This window comes from Enterococcus sp. DIV1682a, assembly GCF_051711005.1.
GTDB classification, from domain to species: Bacteria; Bacillota; Bacilli; order Lactobacillales; family Enterococcaceae; genus Enterococcus_B; species Enterococcus_B hirae.
In genome coordinates this window covers 2,665,087-2,686,102 of the sequence record NZ_JBIOLT010000001.1, presented here as the reverse complement: position 1 = coordinate 2,686,102, position 21,016 = coordinate 2,665,087, and the positions used below count along the sequence as shown (strand labels likewise).

The 21,016-nt window shown below is 39.1% G+C and carries 15 protein-coding genes and 1 other annotated feature; of the genes, 12 read left to right on the top strand and 3 right to left on the bottom strand.

What is annotated here, in order from left to right; all coding sequences use genetic code 11:
• The first annotated feature begins 1 nt into the window (after window position 1).
• From IGJ23_RS12215 to IGJ23_RS12205, 3 genes are read left to right on the top strand one after another with little or no spacing between them, the layout of a single operon-like run.
• Window positions 2–1,294, top strand: a complete 1,293-nt coding sequence (locus IGJ23_RS12215; RefSeq protein ID WP_438775037.1) for a pilin N-terminal domain-containing protein — start codon at window positions 2–4, stop codon at window positions 1,292–1,294.
• Window positions 1,287–2,801 (top strand): SpaH/EbpB family LPXTG-anchored major pilin, encoded by a 1,515-nt coding sequence (locus tag IGJ23_RS12210; protein WP_438775036.1) that lies wholly within the window; start codon window positions 1,287–1,289, stop codon window positions 2,799–2,801. The genes IGJ23_RS12215 and IGJ23_RS12210 overlap by 8 nt, the downstream gene beginning before the upstream one ends.
• 26 nt (window positions 2,802–2,827) lie before the next feature.
• Window positions 2,828–3,655: a class C sortase gene (locus IGJ23_RS12205; RefSeq protein ID WP_368024468.1), complete on the top strand. Its 828-nt coding sequence runs from the start codon at window positions 2,828–2,830 to the stop codon at window positions 3,653–3,655.
• A gap of 180 nt (window positions 3,656–3,835) precedes the next feature.
• Here the strand turns inward: IGJ23_RS12205 and IGJ23_RS12200 are convergent, their stop codons facing one another.
• The 3 genes from IGJ23_RS12200 to IGJ23_RS12190 form a co-directional block, all read right to left on the bottom strand.
• Window positions 3,836–4,405 (bottom strand): class I SAM-dependent methyltransferase, encoded by a 570-nt coding sequence (locus IGJ23_RS12200; RefSeq protein WP_178287079.1) that lies wholly within the window; start codon window positions 4,403–4,405, stop codon window positions 3,836–3,838.
• Window positions 4,405–5,361 (bottom strand): TIGR01212 family radical SAM protein, encoded by a 957-nt coding sequence (locus IGJ23_RS12195; RefSeq protein ID WP_010736968.1) that lies wholly within the window; start codon window positions 5,359–5,361, stop codon window positions 4,405–4,407. Before IGJ23_RS12195 ends, IGJ23_RS12200 begins: the two co-directional genes overlap by 1 nt.
• A gap of 246 nt (window positions 5,362–5,607) precedes the next feature.
• The gene (locus tag IGJ23_RS12190) at window positions 5,608–6,258 is read right to left on the bottom strand and encodes a phosphatase PAP2 family protein (RefSeq protein WP_010721028.1); all 651 of its coding nucleotides are present in this window, start codon (window positions 6,256–6,258) and stop codon (window positions 5,608–5,610) included.
• Between the two features lie 381 nt (window positions 6,259–6,639).
• On the opposite strand from IGJ23_RS12190, the gene IGJ23_RS12185 reads away from it, so the two are divergent.
• From IGJ23_RS12185 to celB, 9 genes are all read left to right on the top strand, one after another.
• Window positions 6,640–8,640: a muramidase-2 gene (locus IGJ23_RS12185; protein ID WP_178287081.1), complete on the top strand. Its 2,001-nt coding sequence runs from the start codon at window positions 6,640–6,642 to the stop codon at window positions 8,638–8,640.
• A gap of 99 nt (window positions 8,641–8,739) precedes the next feature.
• Window positions 8,740–8,950 (top strand) — a binding site (T-box leader).
• A gap of 125 nt (window positions 8,951–9,075) precedes the next feature.
• Window positions 9,076–11,490: a leucine--tRNA ligase gene (leuS, locus tag IGJ23_RS12180; protein ID WP_096709855.1), complete on the top strand. Its 2,415-nt coding sequence runs from the start codon at window positions 9,076–9,078 to the stop codon at window positions 11,488–11,490.
• Window positions 11,491–12,564: 1,074 nt separating this feature from the next.
• Window positions 12,565–15,105 carry a hypothetical protein gene (locus tag IGJ23_RS12175; protein ID WP_438775035.1) on the top strand — a complete coding sequence of 847 codons (2,541 nt, stop codon included), beginning with the start codon at window positions 12,565–12,567 and terminating at the stop codon, window positions 15,103–15,105.
• A gap of 291 nt (window positions 15,106–15,396) precedes the next feature.
• Window positions 15,397–16,242 carry a hypothetical protein gene (locus IGJ23_RS12170; RefSeq protein ID WP_438777661.1) on the top strand — a complete coding sequence of 282 codons (846 nt, stop codon included), beginning with the start codon at window positions 15,397–15,399 and terminating at the stop codon, window positions 16,240–16,242.
• A 221-nt stretch (window positions 16,243–16,463) separates the two neighbouring features.
• The gene (locus IGJ23_RS12165) at window positions 16,464–16,778 is read left to right on the top strand and encodes a PTS cellobiose transporter subunit IIB (protein WP_010736972.1); all 315 of its coding nucleotides are present in this window, start codon (window positions 16,464–16,466) and stop codon (window positions 16,776–16,778) included.
• A 16-nt stretch (window positions 16,779–16,794) separates the two neighbouring features.
• Entirely contained in the window at window positions 16,795–18,774 is a 1,980-nt protein-coding gene (locus IGJ23_RS12160) for a BglG family transcription antiterminator (protein ID WP_010736973.1), read from the top strand.
• 24 nt (window positions 18,775–18,798) lie between these two features.
• Window positions 18,799–19,113, top strand: coding sequence for a PTS cellobiose transporter subunit IIA (locus IGJ23_RS12155; protein WP_014834421.1), 315 nt, complete (start codon window positions 18,799–18,801; stop codon window positions 19,111–19,113).
• Window positions 19,114–19,127: 14 nt separating this feature from the next.
• On the top strand, window positions 19,128–19,646 hold the full coding sequence (locus IGJ23_RS12150; RefSeq protein WP_207432583.1) for a hypothetical protein: 519 nt from the start codon (window positions 19,128–19,130) through the stop codon (window positions 19,644–19,646).
• Window positions 19,646–20,989: a PTS cellobiose transporter subunit IIC gene (gene celB, locus IGJ23_RS12145; protein ID WP_010721020.1), complete on the top strand. Its 1,344-nt coding sequence runs from the start codon at window positions 19,646–19,648 to the stop codon at window positions 20,987–20,989. The genes IGJ23_RS12150 and celB overlap by 1 nt, the downstream gene beginning before the upstream one ends.
• Window positions 20,990–21,016 lie beyond the last annotated feature (27 nt).

Here is a 21,016-nt window from a genome sequence, read left to right as displayed (position 1 = left end):
TATGCACAAAAAAAGAATGTTTCAATGGCTGCTGCTAGGTCTGCTGTTAGTAACCGGATTCTTCCCATATAGAGGCTATGCTACTGATCCTGAGACTGTGACGTTCATCTTACACAAGAGAGTCCTTGTAGATGAGTCGATCACAGATCCACAGACCTCTCCATCAAATGGCAGACAATTAACAGAAAATGAATTGGCTAACTTAAATGGCCTTGGTCTGAGTGTTCCTTATAATGGCGCCACGTTTCATGTCTATCATTTGACGGATTACTATCTTCAAGCACAAGAAGATGCGCAAGCTTTAGCTAAACGCTTGGGACAGATGAACCCGATCCAGATCGAACAATTTATTGCAGAGCAGCAATTAGAAGAAGTGACAGGTAGTCCTGTCCTAACGCAGACTCATGCTGAATTTGGCGAAGGAGTGGGTGTGGTCGATGTTCCCAGAAAGCACAACGGTCACTATGGAATTTATCTGATCGTTGAGGATCATTCCCAGCAAACTAGTTATTTCAATGTGACAAATGCTGTACCGATAATGATTGGCTTGCCTCTAATGGACCCATTAAATGAAGTAGAGCTGACTCAGATTCATCTTTATCCTAAAAATGCTGGGTATTTTCGACAACCGTATTTTTACAAATATGGCAAAGAAGAAGACACTGAGCAGACCGAACCTCTCGAAGGTGTGATTTTTTCCCTGTTTCGTTATAACGAAGCTGGGGAAAAAATCTATTTAGCACAAAATCAGGAGGCGTTAGGGGATGTGTGGAAACAAAGTGATGATCCCTTAAATGATGAAGCAATCGCAACCTTCATCTCTGATGCTGCAGGGCGTGTCAAGATAGCAGACCATTTTTTGATCGGTGGTGAATACTATTTTGAAGAATTGCAAACTCTTCCGGGGTATGAGATCAGTGAAGAAAATCGGCAGATTCCATTATTTATCCCAAATACTTGGAAAAATGAATCAGGTGAGTTTTTATTCATGACACTTAATGAACAAAAAATGTCGGAACCTTTTTCTGATGAACAGGACGAATCGGTAGAGAAAGGACCTAGAATCTATAACATTTCACGAGCAGGAGAGTCTCAAAAGGATGATGATCTGCCAACGGATGCTGGGGGAGAACAAGGAGGAACAGCGACAGGGACAGAACAGCTATTCAATCGTCTGTTACCACGTACCGCAGAAATGAGACAAGCGCTAGCTATTTTAGGCATTGCGTTGTTATTACTGGCTTACTTGTTAAGGAAGTACATGAACAAAACTAGGAGGGAAGAAGATGACTGAAAGTAAAAAGAATAAATTCAGGATATTCGTGATGCTTGCTACGTTGTTGTTTTCGACATTCAGTATTTTAGGAATGAGTCTTCCAGTAGCAGCAGCCCCAGAGCATGTGAATGTCACGCTTCATAAACGTGTTTGGCAGGATGAAATCCCGAAAGAAGCGTATCAACAAAATACTGGTGAACTAATGGAAAACTTTGGCGGCGATCCGTTAGACGGCGTGACATTTTCTGTCTATGATGTCACAGAACAATATTTTCGTTATATCCGAGAGGATGGGAAAACAGCACGAGAAGCCTTGGAAAGAATCCAGTCTGATGCGGCTTTATATAAAAGAGCCCCTGATTATGCCAGTGGCCCTTTGCAGACTCAAGTGACAGCAACCGCAAGTGGCGAGACCGATCCAAACAGACAGGGGATTGCGGTCTTTGACCAATTACCTCGAAAAGATGCCCAAGGTAGAGATGCTGTTTATCTCTTTGTCGAAGAAGAATCACCAGCGAATATATATGAAATGGCATACCCACTACTTTTGGCTTTGCCAGTCTATGCTGGTGATGGAGAACTAACAGAGATCCACCTCTATCCTAAAAATATTTTGAAAGAACATTCGAAAACTTTAGTAGATAGCGGTCGGTTTAATGAAGTAACAATCACTCAAGATGGGAATCAAGTAACCTACTATGATGTTGGAACAGATGACATCTTAAATTATCTGTTGACGGTTGCTGTTCCCCGTGACTTAGGTAACAAAGCATTTTTCGAAATCACGGATACACCAACTAATGGGTTGCGACTAACGACCCCTGATTCAATCGAAGTATTGATTGATGGTGTAGCGGTACCTAGTAGTTATTTTACGATTGATACAGCTACTCCGAATGGTGGGTTTACGATTACTTTCCACATTGACAATGAGGAAGTGGTTGAATTATTACAAGGAAAAACGCTCACGATTTCTTATGACATGTCGCTCACGGGTGATGCAATCACTCAACTATCTGATAATACCGCCACAATCGATTTTGGCTCGGATCCTACGATCTTAGATGGACCAAAAGTCAAGACGAATGAGCATCAATTTAGAAAGATCAATAGTCATGATGGTAATCCATTAAGTGGGGCGGTCTTTCGGATTTTTAAAGATTCTGATGGTCAAGTATTGTACGCACGTCTGAATGAAGAGAATGTCTTGATTGGTTGGGATGATGTCGGGACAGAAATAACCTCAGGACCAGATGGCTATTTTGATATTCGGGGCTTTAAAGCGGGAACCTACACGTTGGAAGAGGTGACGGCTCCAAGTGGTTACGTCATTTTAGATCCTTATACCACTTTTGAAATTGATTCAACTGCTTCAGAGACACCTTTAGTTACGATCGAAAACCAACCTCAAGGGCTTTTACCGGAAACCGGTGGTATGGGCATCTATATTTTCCTGCTGATCGGGGGACTGATTCTCTTAGCAGCCTACGTCGTTTATCGACAAACGAAAAAAAAGCCAATGTAAACAGGTTTTGAAGGAGGGAATATCCAATGTCCCAAAAACAGCGACCAAAAAAGTGGCTTCGGATCGTGATGTATCTCCTTTTTTTAACAGGTGGGTTAATTGCTAGTTATCCTTTTTATGTCAATGCCTTCAACCAACTCGTTGATCATTATCGTATCAATGAGTCTCAAAAAACGAAAGCAGAACAGCAACAGGAACGAGAAAGAGCCAAAAAGTATAATCAAGAACTAGCAGAAAGAGGCATGGGAGCGATCACGCTCCCAACCTATACTGGTCGGAAAGAAGCGGATCTCGCTAATTATTTAGCGAATCACTTGATTGGTTCGATCCAAATCCCTAAGATTAGGGTCAGTGTTCCGTTGTTTGACCATGCAAGTCCGACGATCCTCCAATATGGTGCTGGTGTTTTGGAAGGAACATCCTATCCTACTGGTGGCAAAAGTAATCATAGTGTGATCTCTGCCCATAGTGGGATTCCCGAAAGAAAACTTTTTACGGATCTTGATCAACTGGAGTTGGAGGATATTTTCATTATCACCTATGCAGAAGAAAAGTTGGCCTATGAAGTGAATGACATCACTATTGTGACCCCTGATGACGTTAGCTCTCTAAAAATTTATCCAGAGGAAGATCTCGTTACTTTAGTCACCTGTACACCGTATATGATCAATTCCCATCGATTATTAGTCAGGGGACATCGAGTGCCTTATACAGAAGAACTAGCCCAAAAAGAAGCGAATGCAGAACAAAGACAATGGTGGCTCAATCTCATGATCTTACTCATTTTATTGCTCTTTGTAGGAAGTCTATCCCTGTTCATTCTGCGAGTCATACGTGAAAAGCCAATAGAATAGAAAAAGACATGTTGGATTACTTGAGAGAACCAACAATGAGAAAAAGCCCATAACCATAGAAAGCTTAGTGAAAACTTTCTAGTTATGGGCTTTTTTATATTCGTCAATTAACAAAACTGTCCAAAAAACATTGATAAGCCATAAAGAAGCGAACGGAGTAATTGAACAAAGCCAATTATTTCAACATTTTTTCTTCTCCACACAATACAAAATCGGTGGATTGTTTTTTTGATTAATAAATTGATAGTTTAAAACATTATACTGATCTTGAGGGAGCATTTGACAAAACTGTTGTACCATATCCAGTTCTGATTTCCCACCTTCATGACCATAGTAGACGACGATAATCATGCGTCCTCGAGGGGCTAAACGTTTCAGTATCTCTTCCATTGCGATTTTCGTTGTTTCAGGTAAAGTAATGATTGCTTTGTCACTCTTAGGAAGATAACCTAGATTGAAAATCCCTGCTTTGATTGATTGCTCTGGAGCCACGACATTCCCCAGTGTCTCATGACCTTGTAAATAAAGAGAGACTCGATCGGTCAATGCTTGTTCAGCGATTTTTTCTTTCGTGGATTGCAAGGCAGCAGGTTGGATATCAAAACTGTAAACATGTCCGGTCTTCCCGACCAATTCAGCCATAAAAAGTGTATCATAACCATTACCCATGGTGGCATCAATAGCATGGTCACCTGGTTGCAGGGTTTCTTTTAATAACGTATGGCTAAAGTGTAAAGCAGTTTGTAGCATTAGCAACGCACTCCTTTACGAACATCAAATTTTCCTTGATAACTATTGCGACGAACCAATTCTTCATCTATCGCATTCAAGACTTCCCACTTTTTCAAACTCCACATTGGTCCGATCAACGAATCCCAAGGGGCATCACCGGTAAGCCGATGGATAATGATTTCTTGAGGGATCATTTCCAATTGATCACAAATCACATTGACATAATCAGGACGGGTCATCAGTTGTAAACGACCTTCATGATAATCACGAAGCATCCTTGTTTTGCGCATCAAGTGCATTAAGTGAAGCTTGATTCCTTGGATATCTGAATCAAGGATCGTACGTCGGACATTTTCACGCATCATTTCTAATGTTTCACCAGGTAAGCCGTTGATTAAGTGAGTGCAGACACGAATGCCATGTTTTCGTAATTTATTCACACCATCAAGGTAAGTTTGGTAGTCATGTGCGCGATTGATCAGTGTAGAGGTTTCTTCAAAAGTCGTTTGTAATCCTAATTCGACCCACAGATAAAGCCGTTCATTTAGTTCTGCGAGATAATCCACGACCGCATCTGGTAAGCAGTCTGGGCGAGTACCAATCGACAACCCGACAACACCAGGAAGGTTGATCACTTGTTCAAAACGCTCACGAATGATTTCTACAGGTGCATGAGTATTCGTGAAATTTTGGAAATAAACGATATATTGGGTTACCCCTGGCCATTTTTGATGCATCATATCGATTTCTTTATGGAACTGAATAGGTAATGGGTCTTCGGGAGCGACGATCATATCACCTGATCCAGAAACACTACAAAAAGTACAGCCCCCGTGAGCCACTGTACCATCACGATTGGGGCAGTCAAATCCTCCATCGATTGGCACTTTGAAAATTTTCCCGCCAAATTCATTTCTTAACGCATAATTCCATGAGTGGTAGCGTTTATTTCCATCTGAATATGTAAATTCCATTGTTATCCTTCTTTCTTAATGGTGCTAAATTCATCACTTTCTTCTACTCGTATTGAACGATTCAGATCATTATACCTGATGAATGACGTAAAATCTAAGCACTTTATAACGAGAATCGTTCTTAGAATCAAGTAAAGAGACAGATTAACTAATCATCAAAGAAAAAAGTTAACTGTCTCTCCACAATTTTTTATTGATTTGGATGATTTGTAACAAAAGTTCTCACTAAAAAATACTTGTGTGAGATCAAGACGTTTTCTGCGTGTTTAGCCATTTTTCTTTTTGGGTTCGATAAATTGGATACGTGAAGCATAACCACGAGAGGCTAAGTAAAAAGCCACCTAGAATATCACTTGGAAAATGAACGCCTAAATAAATACGGCTAATCCCAACACTTACTATAATAAACGCTAGAAGTATTTGAATCAATGGACGAAAGACCTTTTTTTGAATAATGACAGGAATTAGAAAAATCAGTGTACCATATAAAATCATACTACCAGCTGCATGACCACTAGGAAAACTGTAACTGTGCTCTACCACAAGGTGTTCAAGGGTTGGGCGAACGCGCATCACGAATAGTTTGATCACAGGATTGATGATCCCAGCAATGGCAATAAAATTAACCGCTAACCAAATCATTTCAGGTCTTTTTTTCTTCCACCATAACAAAAATGAAACCAGCAAAAAGACTAAGATGACCGTGAGTGGATTGCCAAATTTTGTCATAAACAGCTGATAAGCATTCCAATGGGGGTAGGGAGCGCGGATCATTTCTGTTATTGATTGATCAAATCCCGCCAGTAAAGAAATACGGTATTTGACAATGTAGCCTAAGACTAAAAAGAGCAGTAAAAAACAAGCTCCAGCTACATGAAAAGTTGTACGTTGCTTCATAAATATCCTCCTTTTCAACAATGACTCATTATAGCATTATTCGCTCTATAAATAATATCCATAATTATTTATAGAATCGAGCACTTAATCAAAAAATAAAAAAGGTATTTTATTTGTAAATCACTTTGTAATCTCCTAGACATTTTCAAGTAATATAACTGACATACTTTGACTGGGAAAGGTTAAATCGATTATTTGTTAAAAGTCGTTAAAATCAAGCGGGGAAAGGTGCTATTTTTTTCTCAGTGTTGAACATTACGAAAGGTTACAGTCTGATTACAATAAGCAGTCACACACTTAAATAACTTTTAATAAAGATTAAGAGAAGTTATAATTATTATAATAGTATAGAAATTGTAGATAGAAGTTGGAGGATAGAAGATGGAAAACATTGCAAGAAAAGAACGTAGACGTTTAAATGAAACCAAACGTTTTCGTAAAGTAAAACGTAGTGCTGCACTTGTCGGTACGGCGATGGTCGGCTGTTCTGTGGCAGCGCCATTGATTCAGCCTGTACAAGTAGATGCTGATCAAACCCCCACACAATTCGGTGCCAGAATCAATACAGCAGCGTTTATTGCTGAGATTGCTACGTATGCACAACCAATTGCTCAAGCCAACGATTTATATGCCTCAGTCATGATTGCTCAAGCAGTCGTCGAAAGTGGTTGGGGAAGTAGTGCCTTGTCACAAGCACCTTACTATAATCTATTTGGGATTAAAGGAAGTTATCAAGGTCAAACTGTTTATATGGATACACTCGAATATCTTAACAATAAATGGGTATCTAAAAAAGAACCTTTCCGTCAGTACCCTTCTTTTGCAGAGTCATTTAATGACAATGCCTATGTTTTAAGAAATACCTCTTTTGGTAATGGCTATTATTATGCAGGTACTTGGAAAAGCAATACTAAATCTTATACTGATGCTACTGCTTGTTTGACAGGTCGTTATGCAACTGATCCAGGGTACGCTGGAAAACTAAACAATATTATTACAACCTATGGATTGACCAAATACGATACACCAGCTAGCGGCAACGCTGGAGGTGGTGCAACGATTGGAAATGGCGGGAATACGGGAAATACATCCAATTCTGGAAGTACTAGTGGGAACTCAGGCGGTTCTGCAACTACGACTGGTACGACTTATACCGTCAAATCAGGAGACTCCGTTTGGGGAATCTCTCATTCATTTGGAATCACGATGGCGCAGTTAATCGAATGGAATAATATCAAAAATAATTTTATCTATCCAGGACAAAAATTAACGATCAAAGGTGGCCAATCTGCAGGTTCTTCAACCACTAACACTGGTAATAATGCTTCTTCTGGAAATACTTCTGGCAACACGAATACGTCTGGCAGTACGGGGCAAGCAACTGGTGCAAAATATACGGTTAAATCAGGCGATTCTGTTTGGAAAATTGCGAATGATCATGGGATTTCGATGAATCAACTGATCGAATGGAATAACATCAAGAATAACTTTGTTTATCCAGGTCAACAGTTGGTTGTTTCAAAAGGTAGTTCTTCAGCAAGCGGTTCTACTTCTAATACATCGACAGGTAATACATCTAGTAATACGGCAAATACAGGAAGTACTACTTCTGGAAGTACTTATACTGTCAAAGCAGGTGAATCGGTTTGGAGTGTTTCGAATAAATTTGGAATTTCCATGAACCAACTGATTCAATGGAACAATATTAAAAATAATTTTATTTACCCAGGGCAAAAATTGATTGTCAAAGGTGGCTCATCTTCAAGTAATGCGTCCGCTTCGACAGCTAATAACAAGAACACCGCATCAAGCAATACCAGCTCAACTGCGACAGGGCAAGCGACTTATACTGTCAAGGCAGGCGAATCAGTATGGGGTGTTGCAAATAAAAATGGGATTTCCATGAACCAGTTGATTGAATGGAACAATATTAAGAATAACTTCATTTATCCAGGACAGAAATTGATCGTCAAAGGTGGAAGCAGTAAAGCAAGCGCAACAGCAACAACCAAACCAACAGCTTCAACGCCAGCTTCTACAACTCCAACGGCTTCTTCAACGGGTGATACGAAGTATACTGTCAAAGCAGGCGAATCGGTGTGGAGCGTTGCCAATAAACACCATATTACGATGGATCAGTTGATTGAATGGAACAACATCAAAAACAATTTTATTTATCCAGGACAAGAAGTCATCGTTAAAAAAGGCACTGCACAATCAACACCAGCGAAATCAGATGAAAAAACCTATACCGTCAAAGCAGGCGAATCAGTATGGGGCGTTGCCGATAGTCATGGAATCACCATGAATCAATTGATCGAATGGAATAATATCAAGAATAACTTTATTTATCCGGGACAACAGTTGATCGTCAAAAAATAAGTAATGACACATGGCAGGAAATCAGTAAATGTGTGAAATAATATTTGAACTTGTAGCATTTATTTGTTACTATGAATCTACACTTTTGAGTAAATAAAAATCAACGCCTGAAAAGGAAGTAGTAAAAAGTCGAAAGTTTTAGAGAGCACATGGTTGGTGGAAATGTGTACGGACGCTTTTGAACTCGCCTTTGAGTTGCGCCTACTGAAATCACAAACAGAGTAAGTAGGAGCGGTGACGACCGTTACAACGTTTGAGGCCTTTGTGAAAAGGCAAAATTAGGTGGTACCACGTAGATTACGTCCTATAAAAAGAGCAATCTTTTTATAGGACTTTTTTGTTTTCTTCAGATGAAAAAAACAAAAAGGTGAGGCTAGACTTCACTAAACTTCGACAGATTAATGTGGAAGTACAAATAGATCAGGGGGATAGAAAATGAGTTATAACCATAAAGAAATCGAAAAGAAATGGCAAAAATACTGGGCAAAAAACAATACCTTCAATACCCATGATGATCCTGAAAAACCAAAGTTCTATGCGTTGGATATGTTTCCATACCCATCAGGTCAAGGATTGCATGTTGGACATCCGGAAGGCTATACAGCAACAGATATCTTATCTCGTTTTAAACGCAGTCAAGGATTCAATGTCTTGCATCCGATGGGATGGGATGCGTTCGGACTACCAGCCGAACAGTACGCATTAGATACAGGAAATGATCCAGCTGAATTTACACAAAAAAACATTGAAACATTTCGTCGTCAAATCAATTCTTTAGGGTTTAGTTATGACTGGAATCGTGAAGTCAACACAACTGATCCAGAATATTACAAATGGACACAATGGATCTTTACAAAATTATACGAAAAAGGTTTGGCATATGAAGCAGAAGTAGCAGTTAACTGGGTACCTGAGCTTGGTACGGTGATCTCTAATGAAGAAGTGATCGATGGAAAAAGTGAACGTGGCGGCTACGATGTCGTCCGCAAACCAATGCGTCAGTGGATGCTGAAGATCACTGCATACGCAGATCGTTTACTTGATGATCTTGATTTAGTAGATTGGCCAGATAGCATCAAAGAAATGCAACGCAACTGGATCGGTCGTTCAGTAGGAGCAAATGTTGAATTTAAAGTTGCTGGAACAGACAAAACGTACACGATTTTTACCACACGACCAGATACACTATTTGGCGCAACGTACTCTGTTTTAGCTCCTGAATTAGACTTGGTGCAAGAAATCACGACGCCAGAACAAAAAGCAGCAGTTGAAGCATACATCGAAGAGACAGCTAAAAAATCAGATTTGAAACGTACAGATCTAGCGAAAGAAAAAACGGGTGTCTTTACTGGAGCTTATGCAATCAATCCAGTTAATGGAAAAGAGATCCCGATCTGGATCGCTGACTATGTGTTAGCTTCTTATGGTACTGGAGCAATCATGGCTGTTCCTGCTCACGATGAACGTGATTATGAATTTGCAAAAACCTTTGATTTAGAAATTCTTCCCGTGATCGAAGGAGGAAATATTGAAGAGGCTGCTTATACAGAAGATGGTCCTCATATCAATTCTGAATTTTTGAATGGCATGAATAAAGCAGAAGCCATTGCTAAAATGAATGAATGGTTAGAAGAAAATAGTTGTGGGAAAAAAGAAGTCAGCTATCGTTTACGTGACTGGTTATTCTCACGTCAACGTTACTGGGGGGAACCAATTCCGATCATTCATTGGGAAGATGGTACGGTCACAGCTTTACCAGAAGAAGAGCTGCCATTACGTTTGCCTAAAACGACTAATATCAAACCAAGTGGAACAGGAGAATCGCCACTTGCCAACATCGAAGAATGGGTGAATGTTGTCGATCCTGTGACTGGCAAAAAAGGTCGCCGTGAAACCAATACAATGCCACAATGGGCAGGAAGTTCTTGGTATTATTTACGTTATATCGATCCACATAATAAAGCAGAATTAGCGAACTATGAGAAATTAGAACGCTGGTTGCCAGTAGATATCTACATTGGTGGAGCAGAACATGCCGTTCTTCACTTGCTGTACGCTCGTTTCTGGCACAAATTCTTATATGATATCGGTGTTGTACCTACAAAGGAACCATTCCAAAAATTATACAACCAAGGAATGATCTTGGGAGAAAACAACGAAAAAATGTCTAAATCACGTGGCAATGTCGTTAATCCAGATGATGTCGTGGCCAAATATGGCGCAGATACATTACGATTATATGAAATGTTTATGGGACCATTAGACGCATCGATTGCTTGGAGTGAAAATGGACTAGAAGGAAGCCGCAAATTCTTAGATCGTGTTTGGCGTTTGATCGTGGATGAAAACAATAAGATGCGTGATCGAATCACCACTTTAAATGATGGAAAATTAGATAAAGTGTATCATCAAACCGTCAAAAAAGTTACGGAAGATTACGAAAATCTTCACTTCAATACAGCCATCTCTCAATTAATGGTGTTTGTCAATGAAGCGTATAAAGTGGATGCACTACCTTATGAATATATCGAAGGATTTGTTCAATTGTTGGCACCGATCGCACCACACATGGGTGAAGAACTATGGGCAATCTTAGGGAATGAGGAAGGGATTTCTTACGCACCTTGGCCAACTTATGATGAGTCAGCTTTAGTCGAAGATGAAATCGAAGTTGTCTTCCAAATCAATGGTAAGGTCCGAGGAAAAGCTAATGTTTCACGTGACTTACCAAAAGATGAACTTGAAAAAATAGCGATGAACAATGAAACGATCAAAGAAAACATTGCTGGCAAAACTGTTCGTAAAGTGATCGTTGTACCAAATAAATTAGTAAATATCGTGGCTAATTAAAAAGCAGGAACAAGTGAATTATAAGAGATTGTTGAAGGAGCTTTCGATGAAACCCAGAGCCACTTTCAGAATGAAGAACAGATCATTAAAAACAATTTTGGCTGTTTCAGTATTTTAAGATGTTTTATAAGTCGCAATCAGTTCAGCAAGTTTATAACTGAATAAACAAAAAAGAGATTATGACAAAAGTGTCTAGCTCTGAGAAATAAGCCGGAAAAGAGGTTGAGCCATGTGTTGGCTCAACCTCTTTCTTCGGCTTATTTTCCGTTAGAGCTTGGAACACCGTGGATAAGATCGTGAAAGAGGCGGATAGCTCCGAGCAGATGCTGAAATACTATTTATTTGTCTTGAAGGTCGCTTCCTCTCAAACTCTTTTATAGAAAAATAAAGTGAAGAGAGACTAAAACAAAGAAAATATCAATTGAAGAGTTAGAACCATTCACCGAGTGGAAGTTTGCTGACGTTTTTTTTTTGTGAATGACTATCCAAGATGAACAGTTATTTTTTGTTAGTTACAAAAGTGAAAAAAACAAAAAGTGTTTTATTAAAATTGCTTATGTCTCACAATATTTGCATTGTGATACCTTTTGAACGTAAACAAATGACACATTTTTTTAAAACATTGTTATTTTTATTTAGTTGGCATGTTTTCTTTTTTTTTAATACCAAGCTATAGTATTACGCTATTTTGTTTTTTTTATTTTAGAAAAATGACAGGCCGATGAAACAACCACAAATCTGTTAAAAATTACCATTCTATCGGTAAAAAAAGGTTTTGTTCTAAGCGGATAATCGTAGATAATTTTAGTGTAGGTGTTTCATATGTTTTTGGAGGTGAGTATACGTAAGATTAAAATGAAAAATTTTTCTTTACATAGTGATTTTTGTTATGTTAATAGTCAAATAAACTATCATCTCATGAGCAAAAAAGCAACCTTTTACAAATATTAGGAACGTTCACACTAGGAATGTTCATAAGAAATAATAAAAATTTTGTTTATTTAATCTTTCCTTTTAGAGAATTTGAGCAAGGAAAAAGAGTGAGTGTATTAGTAAGAGAGGAGGACAGAAAATTTGAAAAGCAAGCATTTGCGAACGATAACAACCTCTTTGTTGTTGTTCCAAAATTGTCTTTATCCATTAACCGTTTTTGCTGAGGAAGCACCACCAGAACTAGATACGGAGTTTGTACAGGATTTACAAAATCAAGGGGAACAACCAGTGATGCAAGAACCTGTTTCACCTGAAACAGCTGCAAACGACTCAACAGAAGAGTCAATCGAGGTAGAAGAGCCAGTAGAAGAAAATACAGAGGAAATCGTAGAAGAAGCATCTGTAGTTGAGGAAGTACCGATCGTTGAAGAACAAGAAGTGGAAGAAGTACCAACTGAACAGCCAACTGAAGTAACGGAACCTGTGACTCCATGGGAAGATCCTGTACCACCAGTCCTTCGACAAAGTGCTGAGTTAAGGAAGAATAATTTACCAAACCTAGATAAATATCGACCTGATCTGATAGCAAATGGGAAAAAAAGTTATATTGAGAAAACGTTAGCGACACAGATTAATCGCACTATTATGTTGGGAGCTGCCGTTGGTTCGAAGACTTCCTTTACTGTGAATGTGCCTACCTATGAGAAGGTCACTCAAGATAAAGATCATGGTTGGATTTCTTGGATAGCAAGTAATCTAACCACAACGGATGATTATCCATACGATACGATGTATTATGGGAATCATTCATCTTACCGCGGAACGTATACGTTAACGATTCCATCTGATCAAAGTGTCAATGGGTACCAAGTGACGGTTACGAAGCCTAGTATTTCTTCTTATGCCGCATCTTTTACCGTCACGATCACTAGGCTGGCATCGACCAGTGCAAAAGAAGATCGATTAGTACTTAACGGAGACGTGAAACTAGGGACGACGGCTGTAGCCTCCCAATACTCTGTTTTAGACTCGATCCCGATCGAAGATGTTTCGTATGTCAATGCTTTGCTGGGAACGATTACAGTGAAGAAAGAGCAACCTGAATTTGAGATCAAAAATGAAGTGACCGTTGAAGCACAAAGAGGAAAAGAACTGTCTACAAGCATCCTAAAATCGTGGTTTTCTACGATATCGGAGAATTCAGGGAATTATGACTATAGTCTGTCTTCCGGACCGGCAGAATGGGCACCTGGAGCAACTGGAAAAGCAACAGTTGTTGTCAAAAATAAAACAACGAATAACACGCAAGAATTTACGACTAACTATACTGTTGTAGATACTACTGCACCAAAATACACAATAATCAGGGATGCACCATTGGAGGCTAGACGAAAAGGGAGTCTCACTGATGAAGAACTAAGGAGTATATTTGAAAAACTAGAAGATAACTGGAGTAAACCGGAGGATCTCCAGATTGAGTTATTTGATTATAACGGTTCCAACGTTCCTTGGGAGATTGCAGGAGTTCAACCAGGTGTTGAAATTGTCAAGGTACGTGTGACCGACCAAGCAGGGAATGCTGCTACGGGAAGTGGTTATCGTATCCAAGTGGTTGATACTACGCCTCCTGATGGGAAACTAAAAGACAAAATCGTGATTGAACAAGGAATGGAACTGAAAGATTTAAGAGATTTACTAGAGGGTGATCCAACCGACAATTGGTCCTTGCCAGAAAAAATCAGTCTTTCGTTGGCTGTTGATGGTGGAAAGCAAGTCTCGGAATTACCTAGGGGAGAGCATAAATTTACGCTAACCTTGACGGATGAGGCTGGAAATCCTAAAGAGCTCAAAGGTACGTTACACGTCGGTGATGCGTTTAAAATCAAATCGGAAGTGGTTGTCCAAGCACAAAGAGCCAAAGCGCTATCAACTGAAATTCTCAAAAGCTGGTTTGAACAATTACCAAACAATCCTGACAGTTATGACTATAGTCTGTCTTCCGGACCGGCAGAATGGGCACCAGAGACTAATGGACAAGCAACAGTCGCTGTCACAAATAAAGCAACGAATGAAACAAAAGAATATGAAACGAAATACTCCGTCGTAGACACTAAAGCACCCACCGCAACACTTAAAAAAGAGATCGTGTTTGAAGCAAGGCGTACAGGTGCGCTCACGCAAGCAGAACTACGAGAACTGTTGATTGAGAGTGATCTGCAAGATAATTGGAGTTTACCAGAAAAGATTACGATCGGATTGACTAACATCGGATCCGCAAATGAACCGTTTGAACTTGTTGGAAAGGCACCAAGTATGTACAGTAATATTTTTATTACCTTAACAGATGAAGCAGGAAATACGAGTCGATATCTGAAAAATATTTCAGTCGTTGACACGCAAGCACCAGAGGGCAAGCTTAAGGAGTCACTGTTTTTTGAAAAAGGCAGTAAAGAGCCAGATTTACGAGAGTTATTAGATGGCGAACCCACCGACAACTGGTCGCTACCAGAAAATATCAAACTTGCGTTAAGCTTCAAGGACGGCAAGCAGTTTTCAGAATTACCTGAAGGGGCGCACGAGTTTACGTTAACCTTGACGGATGAAAGAGGAAATGCTAGAGAACTTAAGGGTAAGTTGTACATCGGTGAACGGTTTGAAATAAAGTCTGAAGTGGTTGTTTAAGCACAACGAAGCCAAGAATTATCTCGGGCAATTCTAGAATCATGGTTTAATAAACGACCAAAAGATACCGATGATTATGAGTATCGTCTGACTAATGGACCGAAAGAATGGGCACCTGGAGCAACTGGAGAAGTAACAGTTGCTGTCAAAAACAAAACAACGAATCACACGCAAGAACTTACTACTAAATATACAGTAGTAGATACGAAGGCACCGACAGCAGAGTTTGAACGGAGTGTTTCATTTGAAGCAAGACGTACAGGCAGTCTTAGCCGAGAAGAGTTAATGAGTGTGATTAAAGAAGGGACTTTACAAGATAATTGGAGTTTACCAGAAAAGATTACGATTGGGCTGGAGGATCTTCAAGGAGGAAAGTTTGAAATTGCTGGGAAAGTGCCTTCATCTACTGCGTATGTTGTAGCCTCTGTTCTAACAGACGAAGCAGGAAACCAACAACACTTTTCACCTATAAATCTATTGATCGAGGATACAACACCTCCAGAAGGAAAGCTAAGAGATTCACTTGTCTATGAGCAAGGAAGTGAAATGCCGGATTTACGAGAGTTGTTAGATGGCGATCCAACTGACAATTGGTCCTTACCAGAAAATATCCGACTTGAGTTAACTTTCGAGAATGGCTTAGAATTTTCTGAGTTGCCTGCAGACGATCATCGATTTACGCTGAAATTGATTGATGAATTTGGCAATAAAACAGAACTAGACGGAATATTGACGATTACATCTAACGCACAATACATCGATGTCACCATTCCTGCACGTATGAGTTTTGTACAGGAGGATATTCTAGCTGGTATCGCTTCACCAAATTATGAGATCAAAAATAATTCCAACCGTCCGGTATCCGTTTATGTGGATGCCATGACTAGTCTTGAAGAAACCGAACGATTAACTGAACTGACATTAGGTTTGCAAAATACGGATCATGAACAAGAGGTAGTTTTAGTAGCAAATGGTCAAAATCTATCAGAAACCGTTGAACTTGTCACTTTAACAAGTGAACAGAATGCTTATGAGTTCTCTTTCTTTGGAACAGCAGGTGACAACATCTTGTCGGAAACCTTAGATGCGCCAATCAGACCTAGTTACTTGATGCAGTTGCATTTTAAAACACCATGAGATATAGACCTATTCAAAAGAGATCGTGAAAGCATCGGATAGTTCCGAAAACAAACAGAAAGAATTTTTTAACCAACTAAAAAAGAAACTGAGGCAAGTTTTAGCTCAGTTTCTTTTTTTGTATGTTTTTTTCTTCCTAATCGATACGGAAGTATTTCTTTTGTAAAGAAAACGTTTACAATCTATACTTTAAATAGAACGAAAAGGAAGGAGCAAATAAAATGAAAAAAGCATTGATTATTTGTGCAGCAGGGATGTCATCTTCTATGATGGCTTCTAAGACCACGGATCTATTCAAACAAAAGGGGGAAGAAATCGAAGTCGATGCGGTATCTGCGACAGAAGGCGATAAAATGATCAAGTCAAGCGACTTTGATTTATTTCTCATTAGTCCTCAAACCACGATGTTTTTAGATAAGTTTGTTAAACTAGGAAAAACGGTTGATAAACCTGTGGTTAGTATTCCCTTTCAAGCGTATGTTCCGATTCCCACAGGTATTCAGAAATTAGCGGAATTGATTGAAGAAAATATCTAACTAGGAGTGGATAAAGATGAAACAGATCGAAAAAGCATTGTTAGGGCTATTGATCAACTACCAAAAAAAATATATCACTAGTCATGAGCTTGCTTCTGAATTGTCTTTATCTGATCGAACAATCCGTAAATACATGGTTGATGTCAAAGAGAAAATTGAAAAAAACGGAGCAAAAATCATTGCCAAACAAGGACAAGGATATCAGTTGGCGATCTTAAAGCCTTTGGCATTTGCATTTTTTTTAAAACATCAAAATATCGCAGCTGATCAAGGCATGTCTGAAATGGAATTTTTTGAAACTGAAGATCGGCAAAAATATCTGTTGAATAAGTTATTGCTAGAAGATGAAGCCATTTTTATGGATGAATTAGAGTCGGAACTCTTTATCAGCCGTTCTAGTTTATCCAATGATCTAAATGAGATAAAGGCAAAAATTGAGCCCTATGCGTTAAAAATTTGTTCTAAACCACGACAAGGAATGTGGATCGAAGGATCAGAGCAAAACAAGCGCCATTTTATTATGGACACGTTTTTTGGTGATCAAGCAGCTAATTCTTTAAAAGATTATTTAGTGAACAGTCACTTTTTCAATGAATTCAATTTTGAAGAGGTTTTAATCATTATTTTAGATGAGATCCGAGAAGCAAATTTAAAAGTTTCTGATTTTATCATGCAAAATCTAGCATTACACCTAGCCTTAACGATCAAGCGAATCAACGAAGGATTCCCCATTGAAGCTTTAGATTTTAGTGAAGAGTTAGTGGATCGCCGTGAATATCAAGTAGCAAAAAAGATCGTTCAACGAATGAATCGTGTGACAAAAGTACCTTTTCCAGAAGCGGAAATTCATTATCTGACATTGCATTTGGTTGCTAAGTCTAATCCCATCGAAAAAATAAATGATGAGCTGCTTTACGAGGAATTAGCAAGAGTGATTGAGCAGCTTGCCGACTTTTTTGGCGATTCACTGATTGAGGATCAACAATTAAAAAATGGTCTACTTAATCATTTGACGCCAATGGTGGTTCGTCTACGGCAAGGGATTACTTTAGAGAATCCGTTGACTGAGGATATAAAAAAAGAAAATATGGTCGCCTTTGAACAGACGAAAAGAATATTTAGTCAAATGCCTATGTTACGACAATTCACGATCAATGAAGATGAATGGGCGTATCTTACCTTACACATCATGGCAGCTTTAGAAAAAGTCAGAACAGCGAAAAAAATACGTGTATTGATCATTTGTGCAACTGGTTATGGAAGTGCGCAATTGTTGAAGAATCGTGTGCTTGCTGAGTTTGGCGAAATGCTCTTAGTGACCAATGTCAAAGGTTATTACGAGATCAATGAAATGACTTTGATGGGCGTAGATATGATTATTTCATCAATCGATTTATCAACGATGATTTTTAAGATCCCCGTATTACATGTGAGTGTCTTTTTGAATCCACTAGATAGCCAAAAAATTCGACAGACGATTGCGGACTTACAACCTTGTCCGTCAAAAAGAATAAAAACTATTTGCACAGATTCTCCGAAAAAAAGACAGGATTATCATGGCCAGCTTTCTGAAAGATGGTACAAAGTCTATTCTGAAAGACCAACTAAAGAGACGGTGATTTTAGACCTACTCTCGCTTTTAGAAAAAGACGAAGTAAAAGATTATACCCTTGAAATGATGGCACAAATCAGCAAGCGAGAGAAAATGGGACAGATTGTCTTCAGTGAAACCGTTGCAGTCCCACATCCAGCTATTCCAGTAGGGGTCACGACAAAAATTGCAGTCGCAGTGATTCCGGAGGGGATGTTTTGGGATGATTACCAACAGATCAAATTTGTTTTTCTCGTGTCACCATCTTTTATTGAAAACGAAGAAATTACTATAGTGACAAAAGCAATTGTGCAATTAATTGATCGCACAGATTTGCAACAACAAATTTTAATTGAACCAACGTTTGAAAATTTTAGCAATCATTTTGACGAGGTGATTGAATAAGGAGGAATACGTGTGACTGGAAATATGACGAGTGAAGAATTACAAGTCATCGCTTTTGATATTATTTTGCATAGTGGAAATGCCCGAACATTGATTCATGAAGCCTTCAAACTTCTACGGCAAGGAGAAAAAGCGGAAGCGAGTCAACAATTAGATAAAGCAAATGAAGCTATTTTAGAAGCGCATAAAGCCCAGACAAACTTGCTAAAAGAATATGCAAGTGGGCAAAAAATCGAGATGGAGATCATCATGGTCCATGCCCAAGATCATTTAATGACAACAATGACCCTTTTAGAAGTTGCAAATGAAATGAGTTATTTGTATCAACAAAAAGCTTGAAAGAGGAGATTAAGGTGGATGAAACTAAGAAGCAACAATTAGCTTTAGAAAAGAAACAATTTAGTTTGAAAATCATGTACTTCAATCGTTATCTTGTGATTCGTTATTTGACAGCCTTTTTCTTTTTCATCAATCTTAATTGGCTAGTACTACTATTAATCGCAAGAAGCAGTGCCTGGCTACTGCCGCTTAGCTTGCTGGGTTTGATCGTTCCTGCTATCGGTGAACAAGTCATACTTTATCGTACGCACACGAACCGAGCACCTTGGACGAGCAATTATTTTAAGATTCAAGGAATGATGAACGTAGGAATCAGTGGCTTACTACTTACCCCATGGTATCGCTCATTTTTTCCATTTATGGCTAATGATCATAGCACCAAGCTATTTTTACTCGCATTATTTGTAAGCGGTATCTTTATTTGTAGCTTTTGCTGGTTCCGCTTAGAAAAAATTGAACGTAATCAAGACCGTCAATATCAACGTGTTAAACAATATGAAAAGAGTTCACAATTAGGGAAGGGGAGTAACTAATGTTTAAATTTTTGGAAAAGTATTTGATGGGACCGATGGGAAAAATTGCACAAATGAAAATCGTTCGGGCGGTAATGGCAGCAGGGATGGCTTCGATTCCATTTACGATTGTCGGGTCGATGTTTTTGGTTTTGAATATCTTACCTTTACCATTTCCATTTCTTGAAGGGTTTTTCAACGCTACATTTTTTAAAGTCAGTGATTTGTACATGATCATCAACACGATGACCATGGGGATTTTATCCATTTATTTTGCTATTGTTTTTGCTTATGAACTGACTTCAATCGAACGAGATGAACAAGGGTTGAATGTCAATCCTTTAACTGGTTCGCTGCTTGCGGTATTTGCTTTCTTCATGTGTATTCCGGAATTAGTGTTATCCGATGGGAAAGTAAGTTTGATCGCTAGTATCTCAGATACGGAAACTGTCGTGAACGGGATTCGGATGGGCTCATTTGTCGAGCGGCTAGGCACTTCCGGTATCTTTACAGCAATCATCATGTCATATATAGCTGTTGAATTATATTGCATCTGTGTCAAACGGAATTGGGTCATCAAGATGCCTGATGTAGTACCCCCAGGTGTTTCTCGTTCCTTTACAGCTTTGATCCCTACATTTGTGATTGGCTTCGTCGTGATGCTTGTTAATGGTCTGTTGGTTGTATTAGGAACAGATATCTTCAAAATGATTGCGATCCCATTCGGGTTTGTTACTCAATTAACGAACACATGGTTAGGGATCATGGTGATCTATTTCTTGATCCATGCACTATGGATCGTGGGTATCCACGGCGCCAATATCATTACTTCTTTCTTGACACCAATCGTATTAGCGAACATGGCAGCAAATGCACAGGGAGCGAATTTCCCGCTTGCTGGCGAATTTAATAATTCCTATGTGACAGTAGGAGGATCAGGGGCCACATTAGGATTGATCTTCTTCATTGCCTTTTTGGCTAAATCCGATCAATTAAAAGTACTAGGGAAAGCTTCACTAGTTCCAGGTATCTTTAATATCAATGAGCCAATTATTTTTGGGATGCCAATTGTTTATAATCCGTATCTGGCTGTTCCATTTTTCCTAGCACCGATGGCATCGGCTTCACTAGCTTATTTTGCCATTCGCTTCGAGATCGTTAAGCCAATGCTGGCGCAAATGCCTTGGCCTTCGCCAGTTGGTGTGGGCGCATTTGTCGGTAGTGGTGGAGACTGGAAGGCGGCTGTTTTAGCAGTATTATGTGCAATTTTAGCGTTCTTCATTTGGTTACCATTCATCAAATACTATGACAATAAACTATTGACTGAAGAAAGAGAAAAAGCAGCCGAATTAGCTGCGGAATAAAGCCATGTGATTTGCTTCAATTAACTC